The organism is Streptomyces sp. NPDC002676, assembly GCF_053592455.1.
Genome location: NZ_JBSFVT010000016.1, coordinates 48805 through 71860, shown reverse-complemented (window position 1 = coordinate 71860; position 23056 = coordinate 48805). Strand labels below are relative to the sequence as shown.

The window sequence follows — 23056 nt, the reverse complement described above, 5'->3', positions numbered from 1 at the left end:
TCAGTGGCAGCGCCTACGGTGGCGTCATGTCGGAGATCTCGTATGTCCGGGGTGACGCCACCGTTCCGTCCGTCAAGGGCGCCAAGGTGATCGCCCACGTCTGCAACGACCTCGGCGGCTGGGGGAAGGGCTTCGTCCTGGCACTCTCGCGGCGCTGGCCGGAGCCCGAGGCGGCGTACCGCGCCTGGCACCGCGCCCGCGCCAAGAACGACTTCGGCCTGGGCGCGGTCCTGCTCGTCAAGGTCGCCCCGGACGTGTGGGTCGCGAACATGATCGGCCAGCGCGGTATCCGGACGGCGCGCAGCAGCGGCGTTCCCGTGCGCTACGAGGCCATCGACTCCGCGCTGGCCCGGCTTGCCGACAAAGTGATCGAACTCGGCGCGTCCGTGCACATGCCCCGCATAGGCTGCGGTCTGGCGGGCGGCAAGTGGTCCCGCATCGAGCCGCTCGTCACCGAACGGCTGGTGAAGCGCGGGATCGCAGTCACGGTGTACGACCACGGGGGATGACCCCCCAGTGCCGGGAGGACCCACGGCGAGAGGACCCGGCCCACCCGGCGGTGGCCCCGCCCGCGCCGGTGGTCGACTTCAACCGTGCGGGCGACGCCTTTGCCGCCGGGTTCCTCTACGGCCGCCTGCACCGTCCCGGCCTCCCGCACGGAGGCGACAGGCCGGGACGGGCTGGTGAGGCCCCCAGGGGTCAGTGCCCGTGGATGTCGTTCGTCGCCTCGATCTGCTTCCACGACTTCGGCTGGGCGACGGATGTACCCGCCTTCACGAGGGACGCCGCGCGTGCCGCGGGCGCGGCCGGCTTCGACGGCTGGAACAGCCAGGTGTCGAACAGCGCGGACAGCGACTTGCCGGAGACCTGCTCGGCGTACGCGCGGAAGTCGGCCACCGACGCGTTGCCGTACGCGTGCTCCTTCGGCCAGCCCTTCAGGATGGCGAAGAACGCGTCGTCGCCGACCTCGCCCCGCAGCGCCTGGATGGCGAGCGCGCCCCGGTCGTAGACGGGCAGCTCGAACTGGTCGTCCGGTCCCGGGTCACCGGGCTTGACCGTCCAGAACGGGTCGTCGGCCGGGTGCGAGGCGTACACGTAGTCGGCGAGTTCCTGCGTGGTGCCCTCGCCCTCGTGCTCCGACCACAGCCACTGCGCGTACCGCGCGAAGCCCTCGTTGATCCAGATGTCCTTCCAGCCCTTGAGCGACACGTCGTCGCCGTACCACTGGTGGGCCAGTTCGTGCACGACCACCGAGGTGTTGGCGCCGTTCGCGAACTGCCGCGGGCTGTAGTAGACGCGGGTCTGCGTCTCCAGCGCGTACCCGGTGGTGGTGTTCGGCACGTACCCGCCGGCCGTGCTGAACGGATACGGCCCGAAGTAGCCGCTCAGCCAGTCCACGAGCTCCCCGGTGCGCTCCACGCTCGCCCGCGCCGCCCCGTCGTTGTCGCCGAGGTCCTGGCTGTAGGCGTTGATGACCGGCACCCCGCCCTCGGAGGTGCTCGTGGTGATGTCGAACTTGCCGACCGCGAGAGTGGCGAGATAGGTCGCCTGCGGCTTGTTCTGCCGCCAGTTGTAGCGGGTCCAGCCGAGCCGCGAACTGGTCGACTGGAGCGTGCCGTTGGAGAGGGCCTGGGTGCCGTCCGGGACGGACACGGACACGTCGTAGCTGGCCTTGTCGCTCGGGTGGTCGTTGCTCGGGAACCACCACCAGGCGGCCTCGGGCTCGTCGGCGGCGACCGCGCCGTCCGGCGTGCGGTGCCAGGTGGTGAAGCCGTACGCGCTCTTGGTGGACGGCACCCCGCTGTAGCGGACCACCACGGTGATGGTCTGGCCCTTGCCCAGCGGCGTCTTCGGCGTGACGACGAGTTCGTGCTGGCCCGAGGTGGCGAAGGACGCCTTGGTGCCGTTGACCCGCACCTCGCTCACGTCCAGCAGGAAGTCCAGGTCGAAGCTGGACAGGTCCTCGGTGGTCTTGGCCAGGATCGTCGCCGTGCCCTGCAGCTCGTCCGTCTGCGGCTGGTAACGCAGCCTCAGATCGTAGTGGGAGACGTCGTAGCCGCCGTTTCCGTAGTACGGGTAGTAGGGGTCGCCGATGCCCGGTGCGCCGGGGGCGTAGCTCGCGGCCGATGCCGGGATCGCCAGCAGGAGGGAGGCCGCCGCGAGTGCGCCCGGCGCGAAGATTCTGCGGTGCACGTGTCAGCTCCAAGTCGTCTGGACAGGAAGTCTGTTCGCAGCCTATTCAGTCCCTGTGGCCCCTGCCTTGTCCATGGCCTCGCTTGTCACACGAACGCCATTCAGCCGACATGAACACTCTGGGGCGCCGTTTGGCCTCTTCTGTACGGGAGTTGGCCGGGGTACCGTCCGCGCATGCCGATAAGCACCCGCTTCACGATCTGGAGAACGCTCGCGACCGCGGCCGTCGCCACCCTGACCGCCGCACTCCTCACCCCGGCCTCAGCCCAGGCGGCCGGCCACCCCTCCGCCCAGGCCGCGCCCCGCGAGAGCCGGCCCGTGTACTCGTACGCGGACGCCGTCCGCGAGTCCGTGTGGGTGGACACCGGCCTCGACGCCGACGGCGACGGGAGGTCCGACCGCGTCGCCGCCGACATCGTCCGGCCCGCCGAACCCGCCCGGCAGGGCCGCAAGGTGCCGGTCATCATGGACGCCAGCCCGTACTACTCCTGCTGCGGGCGCGGCAACGAGCACCAGCTGAAGACGTACGACGCAAACGGCCACGTCGTCCAGATGCCGCTGTTCCTCGACAACTACTTCGTGCCGCGCGGCTACGCCTTCGTCGGCGTCGACCTCGCCGGCACCAACCGCTCCGACGGCTGCGTCGACGTCGGCGGACGCTCCGACATCCAGTCCGCGAAGGCCGTCGTCGACTGGCTGAACGGCCGCGCGAAGGCGTACACGAGCCGGACCGGCACTACGGCCGTCAAGGCGAGCTGGACCAACGGCAGAACCGGCATGATCGGCAAGAGCTGGGACGGCACGATCGCCAACGGCGTCGCCGCCACCGGCGTCAGGGGCCTGAAGACCGTCGTGCCGATCAGCGCGATCTCCTCCTGGTACGACTACTACTTCGCCCAGGGCGCCCCGCTCTACGACGGCGGCCCCGACGAACTGGCCGGCTACGTCGAGAGCGACGCCGCGCAGGCCCACTGCGCGGCCGTACAGAAGCAACTCGCCGACGGCTCACCGCGCTCCGGCGACTGGACCCCGCTGTGGACCGAGCGCGACTACGTCAAGGACGCGGCCAAGGTGCGCGCGAGCGTGTTCGTCGTGCACGGCATGCAGGACCTCAACGTCCGCACCAAGCACTTCGGCCAGTGGTGGGACGCCCTAGCGAAGCACGGCGTGCACCGCAAGATCTGGCTCTCCCAGACCGGTCACGTCGACCCCTTCGACTACCGGCGCGGCGCCTGGGTCGACACCCTGCACCGCTGGTTCGACCACGAACTCCTCGGCTACGACAACGGCATCGACCGCCGGCCGATGGCCGACATCGAACGCCACCCCGACCACTGGGTCACCTCGACGGCCTGGCCGCCGCACACCACCCGCACCACCACCCTGCACCCGGCCCCCGGGACCGACGCGGGCGTCGGCACCCTCGGCACGCGGACGGCCGCCGGCACCGAGACCTTCACCGACGACCCGGGACTGAGCGAGACCGACTGGGCCGCGCACCTGACCACGTCCACCCCGGAGAAGGCCGGCTTCCTCACCGCGCCGCTCACCCGCGACCTGCGCCTGTCCGGCTCCGCCCGGGTGACCGTGACCGCCACCCCGACCACCGCCTCGGCCCACCTGTCCGCCGTCCTGGTGGACCTCGGCCCGGACACCATCCGCGACTACGCCGACGCCGCCGAGGGCATCACCACGCTCACCGACCGCACCTGCTGGGGCGAGAGCACGGCCGGCGACAGCGCCTGCTTCAAGGAGACCCGCGCGAAGACGGCCAAGGTCGACTCCACGGTGTTCAGCCGCGGCTGGGCCGACCTCGGCCACTACGCCTCGCTCGGCCACGGCGTCCCGCTCGTCCCGGGCAAGGCGTACACCATCACTCTGGACCTGGCGGCCACCGACCACGTCGTACCCAAGGGCCACCGCCTGGCGCTGATCGTCGCCGGCACGGACAAGGACCTGATCGATCCTCCGTCCACCCGGCCGACCCTGACCCTGGACCTGTCCCGTACGACGGCCGGCCTGCCGCTCGTCGGCGGCGCGCCAGCGTTCGAGCGCGCCACCTCCGGCAGCACGCCGCCCGCCGCTCCCGAGCCGGGGACCCGGGCCGGCGTCCGCGCCCCGCACACCGCCCGGCACCTCCCGCAGGGCTGACCCTCAGGCGGCCGGGTCCACCAGCCCGGCCGCCTCACGGGCGCAGCCCCACGCCACGGTGACCCCGGCCCCGCCGTGCCCGTAGTTGTGCACCAGCACCCCGCCGCCCGGCAGGGGCTGCCGTTCCAGCCGTACCGCGTCGCGGGCCGGCCGCAGCCCCACCCGGTGGGCCAGCACCCGCGCCCCGGCGATCTCCGGCCGGACGGCCGCGCAGCGGGCGACGATCGCGGCGGCCGTGTCCGGGTCCGGCTCCAGCGACCAGGCGTCGTCCTCCGCCGTACCGCCCAGGAGCAGCCCGTACGGCTGCGGCATGAAGTAGGTGGAGACGGCCGAGACGTGGTCGACGGACGTGTACCAGGTCGTGATGCCCGGGTTCTCCACCACGACCAGCTGCCCGCGCACCGGCCGCACCGCCGGATCCGGTACGAGCGAACGGGCGCCCAGCCCCGTGCAGTTGACCACGACCGGCGCGGGCACGGCGGCCAGATCCGCGACCGTACGCCCCTCGACCGTGCCGCCCGCCTTGACGAGCCGCTCGCGCAGCCACGCCAGATGGACCGGCATGTCGATGAGCGGCAGCCGCGCCGCCAGCCCGTCGGCCGTCTCCCGCAGTCCCGGCACCCGGCCGGCCCAGTCGCCCAGCTCGTCGAGCCGCGTTCCCCGGTGCACGCCCTCGACCAGGCGGATGCCCGTCTCCTCGGGACGGCCCGCCAGCTCTTCGTACACCGCGAGGGACGCCAGCGCCCACGCTCCGACCAGCGCCTCGGGCTCGATGCGGTACGGCCACCACAGGCCGCCCGCCACCGCCGAGGTCGTGCGCTCGGCGGGCTCACGCGCCCACACGCGGACCCGCCGCCCGGACTCGGCCAGCACCACGGCCGTCGTCAGCCCGGCGACCCCGCCCCCGACCACGATCACTTCGTCACGCGACTCGCTGTCCATGCCAGGACCATAGAGCCACCGGTGACCGGGGGAAATCCGGCTGAGCGGCACTCCCGCGGCCCATTAGGATCGGCGTTCTGATGACTGCCACTCTCGTCGCCAAGAACCTCGCCGCCGGACACGGCGACCGCTCCCTCTTCACCGGGCTGGATCTCGTCGTCGCGCCCGGCGACGTGATCGGGCTGGTCGGTGCCAACGGCGCGGGCAAGTCCACCCTGCTGCGCCTGCTCGCCGGGCTCACCGCGCCCGAGCAGGGCGAGCTCAGGCTCTCCCCGCCGACCGCGACCGTCGGTCACCTGCCGCAGGAGCCGGAGCGCAGGCCGGGGGAGACCGTCCGGGACTTCCTCGCCCGCCGCACGGGCGTGGCCGAGGCCCAGCGGGTCATGGACGAGGCGACCCAGGCCCTGGTGGACGGCGCACCCGGCGCCGACGACGCCTACGCGGTGAGCCTGGAGCGCTGGCTGAACCTGGGCGGCGCCGACCTGGAGGAGCGCGCCGAGGAGGTCGCCGACTCCCTCGGCCTCGCCGTGGACCTGGACCAGCCTATGACCGCCCTCTCCGGCGGCCAGGCGGCCCGCGCCGGCCTCGCCTCCCTCCTGCTGTCCCGCTACGACGTCTTCCTCCTGGACGAGCCCACCAACGACCTCGACCTGGACGGTCTGGAGCGCCTGGAGCGCTTCGTCACCGGCCTGCGCGCGGGCACGGTCGTCGTCAGCCACGACCGCGAGTTCCTCACCCGCACGGTCACCAAGGTCCTCGAACTCGACCTCGCCCAGCGGCAGATCAACCTCTACGGCGGCGGCTACGAGGCCTACCTGGAGGAACGGGACGTCGCCCGCAGGCACGCCCGCGAGGAGTTCGAGGAGTACGCCGACAAGAAGTCCGCCCTCCAGGACCGCGCGCAGATGCAGCGCTCCTGGATGGACAAGGGTGTGAAGAACGCCCGGCGCAAGGCGAACAACGACAACGACAAGATCGGCCGCAAGTTCCGCAGCGAGGCCAGCGAGAAGCAGGCCGCCAAGGCCCGGCAGACCCAGCGCATGATCGAGCGCCTGGAGGTGGTCGAGGAGCCGCGCAAGGAGTGGGAGCTGCGCATGGAGATCGCGGCGGCCCCGCGCTCGGGCGCGGTCGTGGCGACCCTGCGCGACGCCGAGGTCCGGCGCGGCGACTTCACCTTCGGCCCGGTCTCCCTGCAGATCGACTGGGCGGACCGGGTCGCCGTCACCGGGGCCAACGGCGCCGGCAAGTCCACCCTGCTGGGCGCGCTGCTCGGCCGCGTCCCGCTCGACTCCGGGCACGCGGCCCTCGGCTCGGGCGTCCTGGTCGGCGAGGTCGACCAGGCCCGCAAGCTCTTCCACGGCCCCGAGACCCTGCTCGACGCGTTCTGCGCGGACGTCCCCGACACCGAGCCGGTCGAGGTCCGCACCCTCCTGGCCAAGTTCGGCCTGAAGTCCGACCACGTGCTGCGCCCGGCCGCGACCCTCTCCCCGGGCGAACGCACCCGCGCGGCCCTGGCGCTGCTCCAGGGCCGGGGCGTGAACCTCCTCGTCCTGGACGAGCCGACCAACCACCTCGACCTGCCCGCCATCGAGCAGCTGGAGTCCGCCCTCGACTCCTACGAGGGCACGCTCCTCCTGGTCACCCACGACCGGCGGATGCTGGACGCGGTCCGGGTGACCAGACGCCTGGAGGTGGCGGACGGCAAGCTGACCGAACGCTAGGACCTAGACCCCCGTCACATCGACGTAGTCGCCGGAGGCCTTGGCCGGTCCGGTCGTACTGGTGCCGGCGAAGCTCCAGCGCCAGTAGCCGTCCTCGGTGGCCGTCGTGGTGGCCGTGAGGGCGCCGTCGGTGCCGCTGGTCACCGTCTTCACGGTGGTGTACGTCGTGCTGCCGGCCTTGCGGAACTGGAGCTTCACCGACTGGCCCGCGTAGCCGCTGTAGGTGCCGCCCTTGCCCCAGTTGGCGCGGGTCAGCGCGCCCTTGACGGTGAGGACGCCACCCTTGGCCACCGGCTCGGGGGTGGCGTCGGCGGTCAGCCTGGCGGCACGCTTCATCAGGAAGGTGCCCGCGCTCTCCTTGTTGACGTAGTCGAAGTCGTTGGCGTCCACGGACGTCCAGATGTGCCAGGTACCCGCGTTGGCGTTGATCAGCATCGCGTTCGGGTCGATGACGATGTCGGCGGTGCAGGTGGAGGTGGTGGTGCTTCCGGAGACCGGGGTGCAGGTCAGCGGAGTGTCGGAACCGGGCCCCACGCCGCCGTCGGGGTTGTCCCACGTGCCGTGCCAGAGGAAGCCATAGGCGTCCTTGATCCCCGAGTCGTCGCTCGCGCTGATGGTGAGTGTGACCGTCTTCTTCGTCATGGCGCCGAGCACGACCGGCTGGCCGCCGTTGACGACGGCCAGCAGGACCTGGGTGTCTCCTTCACCGGAATCGGCCCGGGCGGCCGTCACGGTGAGGGCGGTGAGGGCCAGCGCGCCCGACAGGGCGGCGACGGCGGAGCGTCTGAACATGTGTCCCCATAAAGATGAGTTGTCCGCCCGGAATCAGGGCAGAGGCCGAAACCGATCGAATAGTAGTGATCCGACCGTTCTCCCGGCCAACGTTTCCGTCAAGCCCCCTTGGCGGCCCGCTCCACCCGCTCCCGGTGCGCCGCCCAGGCGGCCCGGCCCCCGGGGGCCATGTTGGTGCCGTCCGGGCGCTGCCCCGTCGTGCCGTCGATCAACTCCCGCACGATGTCGGCGTGTCCGGCGTGCCGCTGGGTCTCGGCGATCATGTGGGTGAGGCTGTTGTGCAGCGTGACCTCGCTGCCTCTGTCTCCGGGGATCCGGCCGACCGCGTCCAGCGGCAGTGCGGCGATGGTCTCGTCGGAGTGCGCGCAGGCCGCGCGGTACAGGCCGACGATGTCCTCCCGGCTCTCGTCCGGCCGGGCCCACAGGTCGGCGTTGGGTTCCGCGTCCCCGGTGATCCACAGGGGCGTCCCGCCGAAGGGCCGCCCGTAGGTCGCCCCGAAGTACAGGGCTTCGGCGCCGGCGAGATGCTTGACCAGGCCCAGCAGATTGGTCCCCGTCGGAGTCAGGGGGCGCCGGACGTCGTACTCGGGCAGGCCTTCCAGCTTCCACAGGAGGACGTCACGGGCGTCCTGGAGATATGTCTGGAGGTCGTGTTTGGGATCAGTGATGGCCATGGCGCGAGTCTGGCAATCAAGTGCCCTTCGGGCACACGGTTTTGCGCGCCCGGGCCGCGACGCGACTCGCCCGGCCCGGACCCCGTCTCTCAGCGCTTCTTCGGATCCAGCAGCCCGGCCCGCCGCAACGCGTCGGCCATCGCGCTGTTGGCCGGCGGCGGCGCCTGACGCCCGCCCCGGTCGCCACCGCGGCCCTGACGCTGTCCCTGTCCCTGTCCCTGTCCCTGGCCCTGGCGCTGCTGGGGCGGCCGGCCCCCGCCACCACGCTGCTGGCGGCCCTGTCCCTGGCCCCCCTGCCCCTGGCCGGAGGCACCCGCGGCCTCGTCGTCCAGGCGCAGCGTCAGCGCGATCCGCTTGCGAGGGATGTCCACGTCGAGGACCTTCACCTTGACGATGTCACCGGGCTTCGCGACGTCGCGCGGGTCCTTGACGAACGTCTTCGACATCGCCGAGACGTGCACCAGCCCGTCCTGGTGCACACCGATGTCCACGAACGCCCCGAACGCGGCCACGTTCGTCACCACGCCCTCCAGCACCATCCCCGCGGACAGGTCGGAGATCTTCTCCACGCCCTCCTTGAAGGTGGCCGTCTTGAAGGCGGGCCGCGGGTCGCGTCCCGGCTTCTCCAGCTCCTTCAGGATGTCCGTGACGGTCGGCAGACCGAAGCTGTCGTCCACGAAGTCGGCGGGCCGCAGCGAGCGCAGCACACCCGTGTTGCCGATGAGGGCGGCCACCTCCTGCCCGGACGTCTTCACCATGCGCCGCACCACCGGGTACGCCTCCGGGTGCACGCTGGACGAGTCCAGCGGGTCGTCGCCGCCCCGGATGCGCAGGAAGCCCGCGCACTGCTCGTACGCCTTCGGGCCCAGCCGGGACACCTTCTTCAGCTCGGAGCGCGACCTGAAGGGTCCGTTGGCGTCCCGGTGCGACACGATGTTCTCGGCGAGCCCGGAGGAGATGCCCGACACCCGCGAAAGCAGCGGCACGGACGCGGTGTTGACGTCCACACCGACGCCGTTCACACAGTCCTCGACGACCGCGTCCAGCGAGCGGGACAGCTTCACCTCGGACAGATCGTGCTGGTACTGGCCGACACCGATCGACTTCGGGTCGATCTTCACCAGCTCGGCCAGCGGGTCCTGGAGCCGGCGGGCGATGGACACCGCGCCGCGCAGCGACACGTCCATGCCGGGCAGCTCCTGCGAGGCGTACTGCGACGCCGAGTACACGGACGCGCCCGCCTCGGACACCATCACCTTGGTGAGCTTCAACTCCGGGTGCCTGGAGATCAGTTCACCGGCGAGCTTGTCGGTCTCCCGGGACGCCGTGCCGTTGCCGATCGCGACCAGCTCGACCGCGTGCTCCTTCGCCAGCCGGGCCAGCTTCGCGAGGGCCTCGTCCCACTTGTTGGCCGGGACGTGCGGATAGATGACGTCGGTCGCCACCGCCTTGCCCGTCGCGTCGACCACGGCCACCTTCACGCCGGTGCGGAAACCGGGGTCCAGGCCCAGCGTCGCGCGCGTACCCGCCGGGGCGGCGAGCAGCAGGTCGCGCAGGTTTGCGGCGAAGACGTCGACCGCCTCGTCCTCGGCGGCCGTACGCAGCCTCAGCCGCAGGTCGATGCCGAGATGGACCAGGATCCGGGTGCGCCAGGCCCAGCGGACCGTGTCCGTCAGCCACTTGTCGGCGGGACGCCCCCGGTCGGCGATGCCGAACTTCGAGGCGACGATCCCCTCGTACGACGACGGGACCGATGCGGACTCGGCAGGCTCCTCCGGCTCCAGGACGAGGTCGAGGACCTCCTCCTTCTCGCCGCGCAGCATCGCCAGGATCCGGTGCGAGGGCAGCTCGGTGAAGGGCTCGGCGAAGTCGAAGTAGTCGGCGAACTTGGCGCCCGCCTCCTCCTTGCCCTCCCGCACCTTGGCGGCCAGCCGCCCGCGCACCCACATGCGCTCGCGCAGCTCGCCGATGAGGTCGGCGTCCTCCGAGAACCGCTCGGTCAGGATGGCCCGCGCGCCCTCCAGTGCGCCCTGCGGATCGGCCACGCCCTTGTCGGCGTCGACGAAGGCGGCGGCAGCGGCCAGCGGCTCCACCGTCGGGTCGCCCAGCAGCCCCTCCGCGAGCGGCTCCAGGCCCGCCTCGCGCGCGATCTGCGCCTTGGTGCGCCGCTTCGGCTTGTACGGGAGGTAGATGTCCTCCAGGCGCGCCTTGGTCTCGGCGCCGCGGATCCGGGCCTCCAGCTCCTCGGTGAGCTTGCCCTGCTCGCGCACCGACTCCAGGATGGCGGTCCGCCGCTCCTCCAGCTCCCGCAGGTAGCGCAGCCGCTCCTCGATCGTGCGCAGCTGCGCGTCGTCGAGCATCTCGGTCGCTTCCTTGCGGTAGCGGGCGATGAAGGGCACCGTCGAACCGCCGTCGAGCAGCTCCACCGCGGCCTTCACCTGCCGCTCCCGTACGCCGAGTTCCTCGGCGATCCTGCCTTCGATGGACCCTACTTCGAGTGACTCGGGTGTCGTCACGATCCCGTACCGCCTTATCCACGTCAGCTTGCGCCGCAATTGTGGCAGGTGGCACCGACAACCGGGGATCAGGGCCGCGCCGCGTCGTTGCGCGCCGCGTGCCGTGCCGTGCGTACCGGCAGCCGGTTCAGCCGGTTCAGCCGGACGCGGGCGTGCCGGGCACGGTCCAGGTGAAGTGCGGCTGCCTGCGCTCCAGGAAGGCGGCGACGCCCTCCGTGGTGTCGCCGTTGCCGCGTGCCTGTTCGGTCCAGTAGGCGTCCCGGTCGGTGCGGCCGTCGGCGAACTCCTTCGCGGCGGCCTGCGTCAGCTGCGAGCGCGACACCAGGATCCGGGTCAGCTCGGTGATCCGCTTGTCCAGTTCGCCCTCCGGCAGCACCTCGTCCACGAGCCCGGTGCGCAACGCCCGCTGCGTGTCGATCAACTCGCCGCTGAACAGCAGGTACTTGGCGGTGGCCGGACCCACCAGCGAGACCAGCCGGCGGGTCGAGGACGCCGGGTAGACGATGCCGAGCTTCGCGGGCGTCACCCCGAACAGCGCGCCCTCTTCCGTCAGCCGCAGATCGCAGGCCGCCGCGAGCTGGGATCCGCCGCCCACGCAGTGACCGCGCACGGCCGCGAGGGTCGGCTTGGGGAACGCGGCCAGCGCCTCCTCGGCTGCCACCGCCAGCCCCTGCGCATCCTCCCGGGACTCCCGGAGCGTGGAGATGTCCGCGCCCGCGCAGAAGGTCGCGCCCGCCCCGGTCAGCACCAGCGCCCGCACTCCCGGATCGCCCGCCAGCTCGGCCAGGAGCGGCGGCAGTGCCCGCCACATCGCGGCCGTCATGGCGTTGCGCTTCGCCGGATGGCAGATGACGACGGTGGCGACGGAGTCGGCGACCTGGTGCGACAGCTGGGGCTCCATGCGCCGGATGTTATCGGCCCGCCACCCGTGGTGATCAGGACGGGCCCGGTGAGTTACGACACCCCGCACAGGGGGACATAAATGAACAAGTGACGCAAAAGTGGCTATTGAGGAGGCGGCGATGGCCAGGTCCGGCAAGCCCCAGGACGGGGCGGCGAAGAACAGGGCGACGAGCCTGCACCGCCGCTTCGGCATGCTCGCGGCGCTCGGTGTGATCCTCGTGCTCGCCGGACTCGTCGGGCTCGTCTACACCGGCCTCGCCACGCTGACCTCGATGCTGCTGTTCGGCTGGCTGCTGCTGATCGGCGGCATCGTCGGCCTGCTGCACGCGATCCAGGCCCGCGGGAGCAGCTACTTCTGGCTCGGCGTCGTCGTCGCCGGCCTGAACGTCGCGGCCGGCATCGTCGTCATCCGGCTGCCCCACGCGGCAGCCGCCGCGCTCACCATGTTCGCCGCGCTGCTCTTCCTGTCGGGCGGGTTCTTCCGGCTGGTCGGCAGCCTGGTGGTGCGCGGCCCCCAGTTCGGTCTGACCCTGCTGCTCGGCGCCTTCGACCTGATGCTCGGGATCCTGGTCCTCGGCTCCTGGCCGAGCAGCAGCCAGTACGTCATCGGCACCTTCATCTCGCTCGCGCTGCTCTTCGACGGCCTCGGCCTGATCGCCACCGGCTACGGCGGCCGGCGCGTCGTCGGTCTCGTCTCGGAGAAGCCGCACGTCTAACCCGTACAACCCGAATAGTTCGCGAATCGGCGGTTCCGGAGACAGGAACGGTCCCACACATGACCTTGTCATACCCAGGCGGTCAGAAAGCGTCCGATACTGGCTGACTTGTGTTCAGTTCCGGGGAGCGGAGCCGATCGTTATCAACACTCGACGTGTGGTGACAATCGAGCGCGAGGGCGGCGACCGGACGATGGACGACCACGGGCGCGGGGACGGCCCGCGCCCGGCGGGGGCCGCCGGGCCGCCGCCCGACCCACTGCCCTACGAGGGCGTCTGGCGGTTCACCGCCGCTGCCGAGGACTCCTCGGTCCCGCAGGCCCGGCACGCCGTACGGGACCTGCTGCTGCGCCAGGGCGTACCGGTCTGCGACGACGTGCTCCACGGGCTGCTGCTCATCGTCTCCGAACTGGTCACCAACGCGGTCCGGCACGCGGCGCTGCTCTCGCCGATGCTGGCCGTGGAGGTCGCCGTCGGGGCCGAGTGGGTGCGGGTGTCGGTGGAGGACAACCACCCCTACCGGCCGAGCGCCCTGGAGGCCGACCACGGCCGGACCGGCGGCCGGGGGCTGCTCCTGGTCCGCGAGGTGGCCCGGGAGGCGGGCGGGGTGGTCGATGTGGAGCACACGGCGAGCGGCGGCAAGGTCATCTGGGCCGCCCTGCCGCTCAAACCGGCCGGGCTGCCGTGAGGTACGGCGGCGCACCGCCGGGCCGCTCGTCGGCCGCGCGGGCTGCGGAAACGTTCAGGTGACGGCTGCGGCTACGGCTGCGGGTGTGGCGCTGAAACGTTTAGCTGGCGCCTGAGCTGCCGAAACGGCCGAGTTGTCGGAACGGCCGAGTTGCCGGAACGGCATACGGTCGGGCGGCAGCCGGAGTGCTCCCATGCTGCCGCCCGGCCGCCGCCGAACGTCATGGCGCCGGCCGGTGTCCTCACCAGCCGGCCGACGCGCCCGTCAGCTCCCTGATCGCCGGACGGGCCGCGTCCAGCACGGTCATGAACCAGGCCGAGAATGTGTCCCGGGCGTGCCGCTCCGCCAGCTCGGCCGCCGTCACGAAGGCGGTCGCCCCGACCTCCTCCGCATCCGGCGCGAGCGGCGCCTGCACCAGGCCGACGAACAGGTGGTTGTACTCCTGCTCGACCAGGCCCGAGGCCGGGTCCGGGTGGTTGTAGCGGACCGTGCCCGCCTCCGCCAGCAGCGACGGCGAGACGCCCAGCTCCTCGAAGGTGCGCCGGGCCGCCGCCGCGAACGGCGCCTCGCCGGGGTAGGGGTGGCCGCAGCAGGTGTTGGACCACACACCGGGGGAGTGGTACTTGCCCAGCGCGCGCTGCTGGAGCAGCAGCCGCCCCTGCTCGTCGAAGAGGAACACGGAGAACGCGCGGTGCAGCTGCCCCGGCGGCTGATGGGCGGCGAGCTTCTCCGCCGTGCCGATCGTCACACCCTTCTCGTCGACCAGTTCCAGCAAGATCGCCTCTGCGGTGCCATCGGACGAGCTGTGCGTCGTGCTGGCAGGTGTGATCGGCATACCCATCCTTCGCCTCGGTCTTCGCACCCCAAGTCTGCCGTACGAATCCGGCACTCCCGGCACTTTCACCCGGTCCGGGAGGGAGACCCGGTAGGTGATCATGCCCGGTCCGGCGCCCCGAAACCGTCCCAACGCACCGGGAACCGGGCCGCCGCACGGAAACCCGTCAGTGGCAGAGCTTCGCCTCGTGCTCCGCGTGCCCGCTCGGCTCCAGCTGGAAGGTGCAGTGCTCCACGTCGAAGTGGACGCCCAGGCAGCCCTGAAGCTCGTGCAGCATCTTCTCGTGGCCGATGGCGTTCAGCACTTCCGGGCTGACCACCACGTGCGCCGACAGCACGGGCATCCCCGAGGTGATCGTCCAGGCGTGCAGGTCGTGCACGTCCTCCACGCCGTCCAGCGCCAGGATGTGTGCCCGCACCTCGGCCATGTCGACGTTCTTCGGCGCGGCCTCCAGCAGCACGTCCAGCGTCTCGCGCAGCAGCTTCAGCGTCCTCGGCACGATCATCAGCCCGATGACCAGCGAGGCGACCGGGTCGGCGGCCTGCCAGCCGGTGGCCAGGATCACGGACGCCGAGATCAGCACCGCCACCGAGCCCAGCGCGTCCGCGGCCACCTCCAGGAACGCGCCGCGCACGTTCAGGCTCTCCTTCTGCCCGCGCATCAGCAGGGTGAGCGAGATCATGTTGGCGACCAGGCCGAACAGGCCGAACCAGATCATCAGGCCGCCCTCGGTCTGCGCGGGCGTGACGAACCGCTGGACCGCCTCGAACAGCACGTATCCGCCGACCCCGAGCAGCAGCAGGCAGTTGGCCAGTGCGGCGAGGATCTCGGCGCGGGCGTAGCCGAAGGTGCGGTTCGTGCTCGGCGGGCGGTTCGCGAAGTGGATGGCGAGCAGCGCCATGCCGAGGCCCACCGCGTCGGTCGCCATGTGCGCCGCGTCCGCGATCAGCGCGAGCGAGTCCGCGACGAGTCCGCCGACGATCTCCACCACCATGATCGTGAGCGTGATGCCCAGCGCGATCCGCAGCCGGCCGCGGTACGCAGCCGCGGCCGTACCCGTGGCGGGCGCATGGCTGTGCGCGTGCCCGTGGTCGTGCCCTGCCCCCATGACAACCGCCCTTCCGTCTCGTTCCGGTAGTCAGTGAACTACGGGTGGGGGGTATCGGGCAACGCGGCACTGAACACCGTTGTCATCTCCCCTGACCTGCGGAAACGATGTGCAGGTCAGGGCGCTGCCGCGCACACCGGACACGCGCCGGCGGCATGGTCTTGCCGTAGGGTTCACCGGTACGTCTCCCGGCTCCGAAGGCCCCTGTGTCCTTCATGCCCGGGGATGCCCGGCTCTGCGACCGCGGTTTGTGAGGCGGGCCCCGGATCCCCGATGATGATCGCGGCAAAGGCCGGGGCAGTCCCCGTGGGCCGGGCCATGAACGGCCGGTGAACACGGGCTCCGCGCCATCGGATAGCCTCTGCCGACATGCCGCCCGGGTGTGCCGCTGGCAAGGGCGCCCCACCATGCAGAAGACCGGCGCCCGCGCGCCGGCACCCAGGGAGTGAGTTCGGTTGTCGACGGCCATCGTCACCGGTCAGCCGGTTCCCGGATCGTCACTGGACAGCGATCTGCGGGCCCTCGGCTTCGACGTGCGCGTGGCCGCCGACGCCGCCGAGGCGGAGACCCTGCTCGCGGCCGTCCCCGGTGACCGGCGCGTGGCCCTGGTCGACGCCCGCTTCGTGGGCCACCTGCACGCGCTGCGCCTCGGCCTCACCGACCCGCGCTTCCCGCTCGCCGCGCTCGCCGGCGCCGTCACCGCCCAGCCCGACGCCCGGCAGGCGCTGACCCGGGCCATGGCCCGCGAGACCTCCGCCGGCGGCGGCACGGCCGTCGCCGTGGACAGCCTCCCCGACCGGATCGTCACCGCCCTCGACGCCGACGGCGGCGACGTGCACCGCCCCGAGCTGGGCAGCCTGGTCGCCGCCGTCCCCACCGACCCGCAGGGCCGCAACGAGGCCCGGCAGGCCGTGGCCGCCGTCGACGAGGAGGCCGTACGCCTGAAGTCGGCCGTGAAGTCCCGCGACGGCTTCTTCACCACGTTCTTCATCAGCCCGTACTCGCGCTACATCGCCCGCTGGTGCGCCCGCCGGGGCCTGACCCCCAACCAGGTCACCACCGCCTCGCTGCTCACCGCACTGATAGCCGCGGGCTGCGCGGCCACCGGCACCCGTGCCGGGTTCGTCGCGGCCGGTGTGCTGCTGATCGCGTCCTTCGTGCTGGACTGCACCGACGGCCAGCTCGCCCGCTACGCCCTGAAGTACTCCACGCTCGGCGCCTGGCTGGACGCCACCTTCGACCGGGCCAAGGAGTACGCCTACTACGCCGGACTCGCGCTCGGCGCATCGGCCGCGAGCGGCAGGGGGGGAGGCGATGACGTGTGGGCCCTCGCCCTCGGTGCGATGATCCTCCAGACCTGCCGGCACGTGGTCGACTTCTCCTTCAACGAGGCCAACCACGACGCCACCGCCAACACCAGCCCGACCGCCGCCCTCTCCGGCAGGCTCGACAGTGTCGGCTGGACGGTCTGGGTGCGGCGGATGATAGTGCTGCCGATAGGCGAGCGGTGGGCGATGATGGCCGTCCTCACCGCGGCCACCACCCCGCGCATCACCTTCTACGCGCTCCTCGTGGGCTGCGCCTTCGCCGCGACCTACACCACCGCGGGCCGGGTGCTGCGATCGCTGACCCGCAAGGCACGACGGACCGACCGCGCGGCGCGGGCACTGGCGGACCTGGCCGACTCGGGCCCTCTCACCGAGGCCCTCACGCGCGGACTGGGGAAGGGACTGCCCGGTCTCGCCGTACCGGCCGCGGCCCTGCTCGGCGGCGCAGCCGTCGTGGCCTGCTCGGCCCTGACCGGCTTCGGCGGCGTGCTGCCCGTCGTCGGCGCCCTCGTCTACCTGCTGACCTCGGCCCTCGCCGTCGCCCGCCCCCTCAAGGGCGCCCTCGACTGGCTGGTCCCGCCCGTCTTCCGGGCCGCCGAGTACCTCACCGTGCTCGCCCTCGCAAGTAAATCCGGGGTAAACGGGGCCCTTCCTGCGGCTTTCGGCCTGGTGGCCGCCGTCGCCTACCATCACTACGACACGGTGTACCGCATCCGCGGCAACGCCGGAGCGAGCCCGGCCTGGCTGGTGCGCGCCATCGGGGGGCATGAGGGACGGACGCTGCTCGTCACCGTCCTGGCTGCGCTGCTCACCGCCTCGCAGTTCACGGTCGCGCTCACGGTTCTCGCCGTGTACGTGGCCCTCGTGGTGCTCGTCGAGAGCATCCGCTTCTGGGTGGCTGCCCACAAGGGCGGCGCGCCCGCCGTACACGACGAAGGAGAAACCGCATGATCGGCCTCGTGCTGGCGGCCGGCGCCGGACGGCGTCTGCGCCCCTACACCGACAGCCTTCCCAAGGCGCTGGTGCCGGTTGGCCCCGACGGCGCTGAGGACTCGCTCACGGTGCTCGACCTCACCCTCGGCAACTTCGCCGAGGTGGGGCTGACCGAGGTCGCGATCATCGTCGGCTACCGCAAGGAGGCCGTGTACGAGCGCAAGGAGGCCCTGGAGCAGAAGTACGGCCTCAAGCTCACCCTCATCGACAACGACAAGGCCGAGGAGTGGAACAACGCCTACTCCCTGTGGTGCGGCCGGGACGCCCTCAAGGACGGCGTGATCCTCGCCAACGGCGACACCGTGCACCCGGTCTCCGTCGAGAAGACGCTGCTCGCCGCCCGCGGCGAGGGCAAGAAGATCATCCTCGCCCTGGACACGGTGAAGAACCTGGCCGACGAGGAGATGAAGGTCGTCGTCGACCCCGCCAAGGGCATGACGAAGATCACCAAGCTGATGGACCCCGCCGAGGCGACCGGCGAGTACATCGGCGTCACCCTGATCGAGGGCGACGCCGCCCCCGAGCTGGCCGACGCGCTGAAGACGGTCTGGGAGACCGACCCGCAGCAGTTCTACGAGCACGGTTACCAGGAGCTGGTCAACCGCGGCTTCAAGATCGACGTGGCGCCGATCGGCGACGTCCAGTGGGTCGAGATCGACAACCACGACGACCTCGCCCGGGGACGGGAGATCGCGTGCCAGTACTGACCCGGCTGATTCCCTCGCCGGTCGTCGTGGACATCCGCCCGGGTGCCCTGGACGACCTGGCGAGCGTCCTCGCCGACCAGCGGATCTCGCACTCCGGGCGGCTCGCGGTCGCCGTCAGCGGCGGCTCCGGCGCCAAGCTGCGCGAGCGCATCGCGCCGTCCCTGCCGGGCGCCTCCTGGTTCGAGGTGGGCGGCGGCACCCTGGACGACGCGATCCGGCTGGCCGGCGAGATGAAGGCCGACCACTACGACGCCGTGGTCGGCCTCGGCGGCGGCAAGATCATCGACTGCGCCAAGTTCGCCGCGGCCCGCGTCGGCCTGCCCCTGGTCGCCGTGCCGACGAACCTCGCGCACGACGGCCTGTGCTCGCCCGTCGCCACCCTCGACAACGACGCCGGGCGCGGGTCCTACGGCGTGCCGAACCCGATCGCCGTCGTGATCGACCTGGACGTCATCCGGGAGGCTCCGGCGCGCTTCGTGCGCGCGGGAATCGGCGACGCCGTGTCGAACATCTCCGCGGTCGCGGACTGGGAACTGGCCAACCGCGTCAACGGCGAGAAGATCGACGGACTCGCCGCCGCCATGGCCCGCCAGGCCGGCGAGGCCGTGCTCCGGCACCCGGGCGGCATCGGGGACAACGACTTCCTCCAGGTGCTCGCCGAGGCGCTGGTCCTCACCGGTGTCGCGATGTCGGTCTCGGGCGACTCACGGCCCGCCTCGGGCGCCTGTCACGAGATCAACCACGCCTTCGACCTGCTCTTCCCCAAGCGCGCCGCGAGCCACGGCGAGCAGTGCGGGCTCGGGGCCGCCTTCGCGATGTACCTTCGCGGAGCCCACGAGCAGTCCGCGTTCATGGCCGAGGTGCTGCGCCGGCACGGGCTTCCGGTGCTGCCGGAGGAGATCGGCTTCACGGTGGACGAGTTCGTCCGCGCCGTGGAGTTCGCTCCGGAGACCAGGCCCGGCCGGTACACGATCCTCGAGCACCTCGACCTCAAGACGAACCAGATCAAGGACATCTACGCCGACTATGTCAAGGCCATCGGTAGCTGAACTCCGTCCGGTCGTCCACCCCGCGGGGGTCAAGGACCGGCGCAGCGGTGAGCACTGGGCGGGACGCCTCTACATGCGCGAGGTGTCCCTGCGCGTCGACCGCTACCTGGTGAACACCAGGGTCACGCCCAACCAGCTCACGTACCTGATGACCGTCTGCGGCGTGCTCGCGGCCCCGGCCCTGCTGGTGCCGGGGATCTGGGGCGCCGTCCTCGGCGTCGTGGCCACCCAGCTGTACCTGCTGCTGGACTGTGTCGACGGCGAGATCGCCCGTTGGCGCAAGCAGTACTCGCTCGGCGGGGTCTACCTGGACCGCGTCGGTGCCTACCTCACCGACGCGGCCGTCCTGGTCGGGCTCGGCCTGCGCGCCGCCGACCTGTGGGGCAGCGGCCGGATCGACTGGCTGTGGGCCTTCCTCGGCACGCTCGCCGCGCTCGGCGCCATCCTGATCAAGGCCGAGACCGACCTGGTCGGCGTCGCCCGGCACCAGACCGGGATGGCGCCCGTGAAGGAGGCGGCCTCCGAGCCGCGCTCCTCGGGCATGGCGCTGGCCCGCCGGGCCGCCTCGGCGCTGAAGTTCCACCGGCTGATCCTCGGCATCGAGGCCTCGCTGCTGATCGTGGTCCTCGCGATCGCGGACCAGATCCACGGCGACCTCTTCTTCACCCGCCTCGGCACGGCCGTCCTCGCCGGCATCGCCCTGCTGCAGACTCTGCTGCACCTGGTGTCCATCCTCGCCTCCAGCAGGCTGAGGTGAGCGGCATGAAGGCCGGCGCCGTCATCATCACCATGGGCAACCGTCCCGAGGAGCTGCGTGCCCTGATCGACTCGGTCGCGGGGCAGGAGGGCGACCCGGTCGAGGTGGTCGTCGTCGGCAACGGCTCGCCCGTCCCGGACGTCCCCGAGGGCGTCCGCACGGTCGAGCTGCCCGAGAACCTGGGCATCCCCGGCGGCCGAAACGTCGGCATCGAGGCCTTCGGGCCCGGCGGCCGTGACGTCGACCTGCTGCTCTTCCTCGACGACGACGGCCTGCTGGCCCGCCACGACACCGCCGAGCTGTGCCGCGAGGCGTTCGCCGCGGACCCGAGCCTCGGCATCATCAGCTTCCGCATCGCCGACCCGGAGACGGGCGAGACCCAGCGCCGGCACGTGCCCCGGCTGCGCGCCTCCGACCCGATGCGCTCCTCCCGGGTCACCACCTTCCTGGGCGGCGCCAACGCCGTCCGTACGAAGGTCTTCGCCGAGGTCGGCGGGCTGCCGGGCGACTTCTTCTACGCCCACGAGGAGACCGACCTGGCCTGGCGCGCCCTCGACGCGGGCTGGATGATCGACTACCGGTCCGACATGGTGCTGTACCACCCGACGACCGCGCCCTCGCGGCACGCGGTCTACCACCGGATGGTCGCCCGCAACCGGGTCTGGCTGGCCCGCCGTAACCTGCCCGCCCTGCTGGTCCCCGTCTACCTCGGGGTCTGGATGCTGCTCACGCTGCTGCGCCGCCCCTCCCGGCCGGCCCTGCGGGCCTGGTTCGGCGGCTTCAAGGAGGGCTGGACGACGCCCTGCGGCCCCCGCCGCCCGATGCGCTGGCGCACGGTGTGGCGGCTCACGCGGCTGGGCCGTCCCCCGGTCATCTGACAAGCTCGACGTGAGCCCGCCCCGGCCGGCCCCCCGCCGGCCACCCGAGACGACCCGCACAGACGTACCCGAAGACGAAAGTTTCCACCTGTGAGTGAGACCACCCAGGACGGCACCGTCGCGGTGACCGCGGCCCCTTCGCCCGACGAGGGACTGACGGCCGCGCAGCTCGCCGCCAAGTACGGGCTCGCCGTGAGCGGAGCCCGGCCCTCGCTCGCGGAGTACGTCCGTCAGCTGTGGGGGCGGCGCCACTTCATCCTCGCCTTCTCCCAGGCGAAGCTGACGGCGCAGTACAGCCAGGCCAAGCTCGGCCAGCTGTGGCAGGTGGCGACCCCGTTGCTCAACGCGGGCGTCTACTACTTCATCTTCGGCGTCATCCTGCACGCCAGCCGGGGCATGTCCAAGGAGGTGTACATCCCGTTCCTGGTGACGGGCGTGTTCGTCTTCACCTTCACGCAGAGCTCGCTCATGTCGGGCGTCCGCGCGATCTCCGGCAACCTGGGCCTGGTGCGCGCCCTGCACTTCCCGCGCGCCTCGCTGCCCATCTCCTTCGCGCTGCAGCAGCTCCAGCAGCTGCTCTTCTCGATGGTCGTGCTGTTCGTCTTCGCGATCGGCTTCGGCAGCTACCCGAGCCTGTCCTGGCTGCTGATCCTGCCGGTCCTGCTGCTGCAGTTCCTGTTCAACACCGGGCTCGCGCTGATCGTGGCGCGCATGGGCGCGAAGACCCCGGACCTCGCCCAGCTGATGCCGTTCGTGCTGCGCACCTGGATGTACGCCTCCGGCGTCATGTTCTCCATCAGCAAGATGATGGAGGGCCGCCCCGAGTGGGCGGTGCGGCTGCTGCAGGTCAACCCGGCCGCGGTCTACATGGACCTGATGCGCTTCGCGCTGATCGACGGGTACGGTGCCGCCAACCTGCCGCCGCACGTGTGGGCCATCGCCCTGTTCTGGGCCGTGGTCGTCTTCGCCGGTGGCTTCGTGTACTTCTGGAAGGCTGAGGAGCGGTACGGCCGTGGCTGAGCAGAACAACCAGGCGAGCGCGGACCGGCGCCCGACGGTCATCGCGGACGACCTGCACATCGTCTACCGGGTCAACGGCGCCAAGACCGGCAAGGGCAGCGCCACCGCCGCGCTGAGCCGCATACTCAAGCGGGGGGAAGAGCGCGGGGTGCGCAAGGTGCATGCCGTGCGCGGTGTGTCCTTCGTCGCCTACCGCGGCGAGGCCATCGGCCTCATCGGCTCCAACGGCTCCGGCAAGTCCACCCTGCTGCGCGCCATCGCCGGCCTGCTGCCCGCGGAGAAGGGCAAGGTCTACACCGACGGTCAGCCGTCCCTGCTCGGTGTCAACGCGGCCCTGATGAACGACCTGACCGGCGAGCGCAACGTCATCCTCGGCGGCCTCGCCATGGGCATGTCCCGCGAGCAGGTCAAGGAGCGCTACCAGAGCATCGTCGACTTCTCCGGGATCAACGAGAAGGGCGACTTCATCACGCTGCCCATGCGCACGTACTCCTCCGGTATGGCCGCGCGCCTGCGGTTCTCCATCGCCGCCGCCAAGGACCACGACGTCCTCATGATCGACGAGGCGCTGGCCACCGGCGACCGCTCCTTCCAGAAGCGCTCCGAGGAGCGCATCCGGGAACTGCGCAAGGAAGCCGGCACGGTGTTCCTGGTCAGCCACAACAACAAGTCCATCCGCGACACCTGCAACCGCGTCCTGTGGCTGGAACGCGGCGAACTCCGCATGGACGGGCCCACCGAAGAGGTCCTCAAGGAGTACGAGAAGTTCACGGGCAAGTAAGGGACCCCACCGGTTTCGGCCACGGTCCGTCCGGAACGATTTCCGCGGGGCTCTACATCCGCAAGGGAATCGTCAACTCGGTCTGGTTCAAGGAATCTTGACGCCAATCGGTGTGTTGTTGTGATGTGCAGGACACCCCGACGAACGGCCTTGCGTTGTACAACGTAAGCTGTACCAGTGCCGGAAAGCGGCAACTAGGGCCATAATGCGCGTCACCTCTGGCCGGGTCGGCCCGCGGATTGCCGGGCGGCGTGTCCGAAATAGTGTGTATTGGGTCGGCAGTGTAGAACGGGAGATGTGACGG

At 71.3% G+C, this 23056-nt stretch carries 20 protein-coding genes; 12 read left to right on the top strand and 8 right to left on the bottom strand.

The window, feature by feature from the left end:
• Positions 1-26 precede the first annotated feature (26 nt).
• Positions 27-509 carry a macro domain-containing protein gene (locus ACWD3E_RS32575; protein WP_451391138.1) on the top strand — a complete coding sequence of 161 codons (483 nt, stop codon included), beginning with the start codon at positions 27-29 and terminating at the stop codon, positions 507-509.
• Positions 510-699: 190 nt separating this feature from the next.
• Here ACWD3E_RS32575 and ACWD3E_RS32570 read toward each other — a convergent pair whose 3' ends face one another.
• On the bottom strand, positions 700-2193 hold the full coding sequence (locus tag ACWD3E_RS32570; protein ID WP_451391137.1) for a M1 family metallopeptidase: 1494 nt from the start codon (positions 2191-2193) through the stop codon (positions 700-702).
• Between the two features lie 174 nt (positions 2194-2367).
• On the opposite strand from ACWD3E_RS32570, the gene ACWD3E_RS32565 reads away from it, so the two are divergent.
• Entirely contained in the window at positions 2368-4344 is a 1977-nt protein-coding gene (locus tag ACWD3E_RS32565) for a Xaa-Pro dipeptidyl-peptidase (protein WP_451391136.1), read from the top strand.
• Positions 4345-4347: 3 nt separating this feature from the next.
• On the opposite strand, the gene ACWD3E_RS32560 is transcribed toward ACWD3E_RS32565, so the two are convergent.
• A complete protein-coding gene (locus ACWD3E_RS32560; protein ID WP_451391135.1) occupies positions 4348-5286 on the bottom strand; it encodes an FAD-dependent oxidoreductase in 939 nt (312 codons plus the stop codon).
• Positions 5287-5366: 80 nt separating this feature from the next.
• Between ACWD3E_RS32560 and ACWD3E_RS32555 the strand changes: the two genes are divergently transcribed.
• Positions 5367-7007, top strand: a complete 1641-nt coding sequence (locus tag ACWD3E_RS32555; protein WP_451391134.1) for an ABC-F family ATP-binding cassette domain-containing protein — start codon at positions 5367-5369, stop codon at positions 7005-7007.
• Between the two features lie 3 nt (positions 7008-7010).
• Here ACWD3E_RS32555 and ACWD3E_RS32550 read toward each other — a convergent pair whose 3' ends face one another.
• The 4 genes from ACWD3E_RS32550 to ACWD3E_RS32535 form a co-directional block, all read right to left on the bottom strand.
• Positions 7011-7799 carry a calcium-binding protein gene (locus ACWD3E_RS32550; RefSeq protein ID WP_451391133.1) on the bottom strand — a complete coding sequence of 263 codons (789 nt, stop codon included), beginning with the start codon at positions 7797-7799 and terminating at the stop codon, positions 7011-7013.
• A 98-nt stretch (positions 7800-7897) separates the two neighbouring features.
• Positions 7898-8473, bottom strand: coding sequence for a DinB family protein (locus tag ACWD3E_RS32545; RefSeq protein WP_451391132.1), 576 nt, complete (start codon positions 8471-8473; stop codon positions 7898-7900).
• 89 nt (positions 8474-8562) lie between these two features.
• Positions 8563-10989: a Tex family protein gene (locus ACWD3E_RS32540; RefSeq protein WP_451391131.1), complete on the bottom strand. Its 2427-nt coding sequence runs from the start codon at positions 10987-10989 to the stop codon at positions 8563-8565.
• A 136-nt stretch (positions 10990-11125) separates the two neighbouring features.
• Complete coding sequence (locus ACWD3E_RS32535) at positions 11126-11890, bottom strand: enoyl-CoA hydratase/isomerase family protein (RefSeq protein ID WP_451391130.1); 765 nt, start codon at positions 11888-11890, stop codon at positions 11126-11128.
• A 121-nt stretch (positions 11891-12011) separates the two neighbouring features.
• On the opposite strand from ACWD3E_RS32535, the gene ACWD3E_RS32530 reads away from it, so the two are divergent.
• Both ACWD3E_RS32530 and ACWD3E_RS32525 read left to right on the top strand, forming a co-directional pair.
• Positions 12012-12608 (top strand): HdeD family acid-resistance protein, encoded by a 597-nt coding sequence (locus ACWD3E_RS32530; protein WP_451391129.1) that lies wholly within the window; start codon positions 12012-12014, stop codon positions 12606-12608.
• A 193-nt stretch (positions 12609-12801) separates the two neighbouring features.
• A complete protein-coding gene (locus ACWD3E_RS32525) occupies positions 12802-13296 on the top strand; it encodes an ATP-binding protein (protein ID WP_451391222.1) in 495 nt (164 codons plus the stop codon).
• Positions 13297-13537: 241 nt separating this feature from the next.
• Here the strand turns inward: ACWD3E_RS32525 and idi are convergent, their stop codons facing one another.
• A complete protein-coding gene (gene idi, locus ACWD3E_RS32520) occupies positions 13538-14131 on the bottom strand; it encodes an isopentenyl-diphosphate Delta-isomerase (RefSeq protein WP_451391128.1) in 594 nt (197 codons plus the stop codon).
• Positions 14132-14297: 166 nt separating this feature from the next.
• Positions 14298-15239 (bottom strand): cation diffusion facilitator family transporter, encoded by a 942-nt coding sequence (locus ACWD3E_RS32515; protein WP_451391127.1) that lies wholly within the window; start codon positions 15237-15239, stop codon positions 14298-14300.
• Between the two features lie 455 nt (positions 15240-15694).
• On the opposite strand from ACWD3E_RS32515, the gene ACWD3E_RS32510 reads away from it, so the two are divergent.
• The 7 genes from ACWD3E_RS32510 (at position 15695) to ACWD3E_RS32480 (ending at position 22752) form a co-directional block, all read left to right on the top strand.
• Positions 15695-17518 (top strand): DUF5941 domain-containing protein, encoded by a 1824-nt coding sequence (locus ACWD3E_RS32510; protein WP_451391126.1) that lies wholly within the window; start codon positions 15695-15697, stop codon positions 17516-17518.
• Positions 17515-18267: a phosphocholine cytidylyltransferase family protein gene (locus ACWD3E_RS32505; protein WP_451391125.1), complete on the top strand. Its 753-nt coding sequence runs from the start codon at positions 17515-17517 to the stop codon at positions 18265-18267. The genes ACWD3E_RS32510 and ACWD3E_RS32505 overlap by 4 nt, the downstream gene beginning before the upstream one ends.
• Positions 18255-19316, top strand: a complete 1062-nt coding sequence (locus ACWD3E_RS32500) for an iron-containing alcohol dehydrogenase family protein (protein ID WP_451391124.1) — start codon at positions 18255-18257, stop codon at positions 19314-19316. The genes ACWD3E_RS32505 and ACWD3E_RS32500 overlap by 13 nt, the downstream gene beginning before the upstream one ends.
• Positions 19294-20073: a CDP-alcohol phosphatidyltransferase family protein gene (locus ACWD3E_RS32495; RefSeq protein WP_451354370.1), complete on the top strand. Its 780-nt coding sequence runs from the start codon at positions 19294-19296 to the stop codon at positions 20071-20073. The genes ACWD3E_RS32500 and ACWD3E_RS32495 overlap by 23 nt, the downstream gene beginning before the upstream one ends.
• 5 nt (positions 20074-20078) lie before the next feature.
• Positions 20079-20951: a glycosyltransferase family 2 protein gene (locus ACWD3E_RS32490; protein WP_451391123.1), complete on the top strand. Its 873-nt coding sequence runs from the start codon at positions 20079-20081 to the stop codon at positions 20949-20951.
• 90 nt (positions 20952-21041) lie between these two features.
• Positions 21042-21971 (top strand): ABC transporter permease, encoded by a 930-nt coding sequence (locus ACWD3E_RS32485; protein WP_451391122.1) that lies wholly within the window; start codon positions 21042-21044, stop codon positions 21969-21971.
• Positions 21964-22752, top strand: a complete 789-nt coding sequence (locus ACWD3E_RS32480) for an ABC transporter ATP-binding protein (RefSeq protein ID WP_451391121.1) — start codon at positions 21964-21966, stop codon at positions 22750-22752. The genes ACWD3E_RS32485 and ACWD3E_RS32480 overlap by 8 nt, the downstream gene beginning before the upstream one ends.
• The last annotated feature ends 304 nt before the right edge of the window (positions 22753-23056 follow it).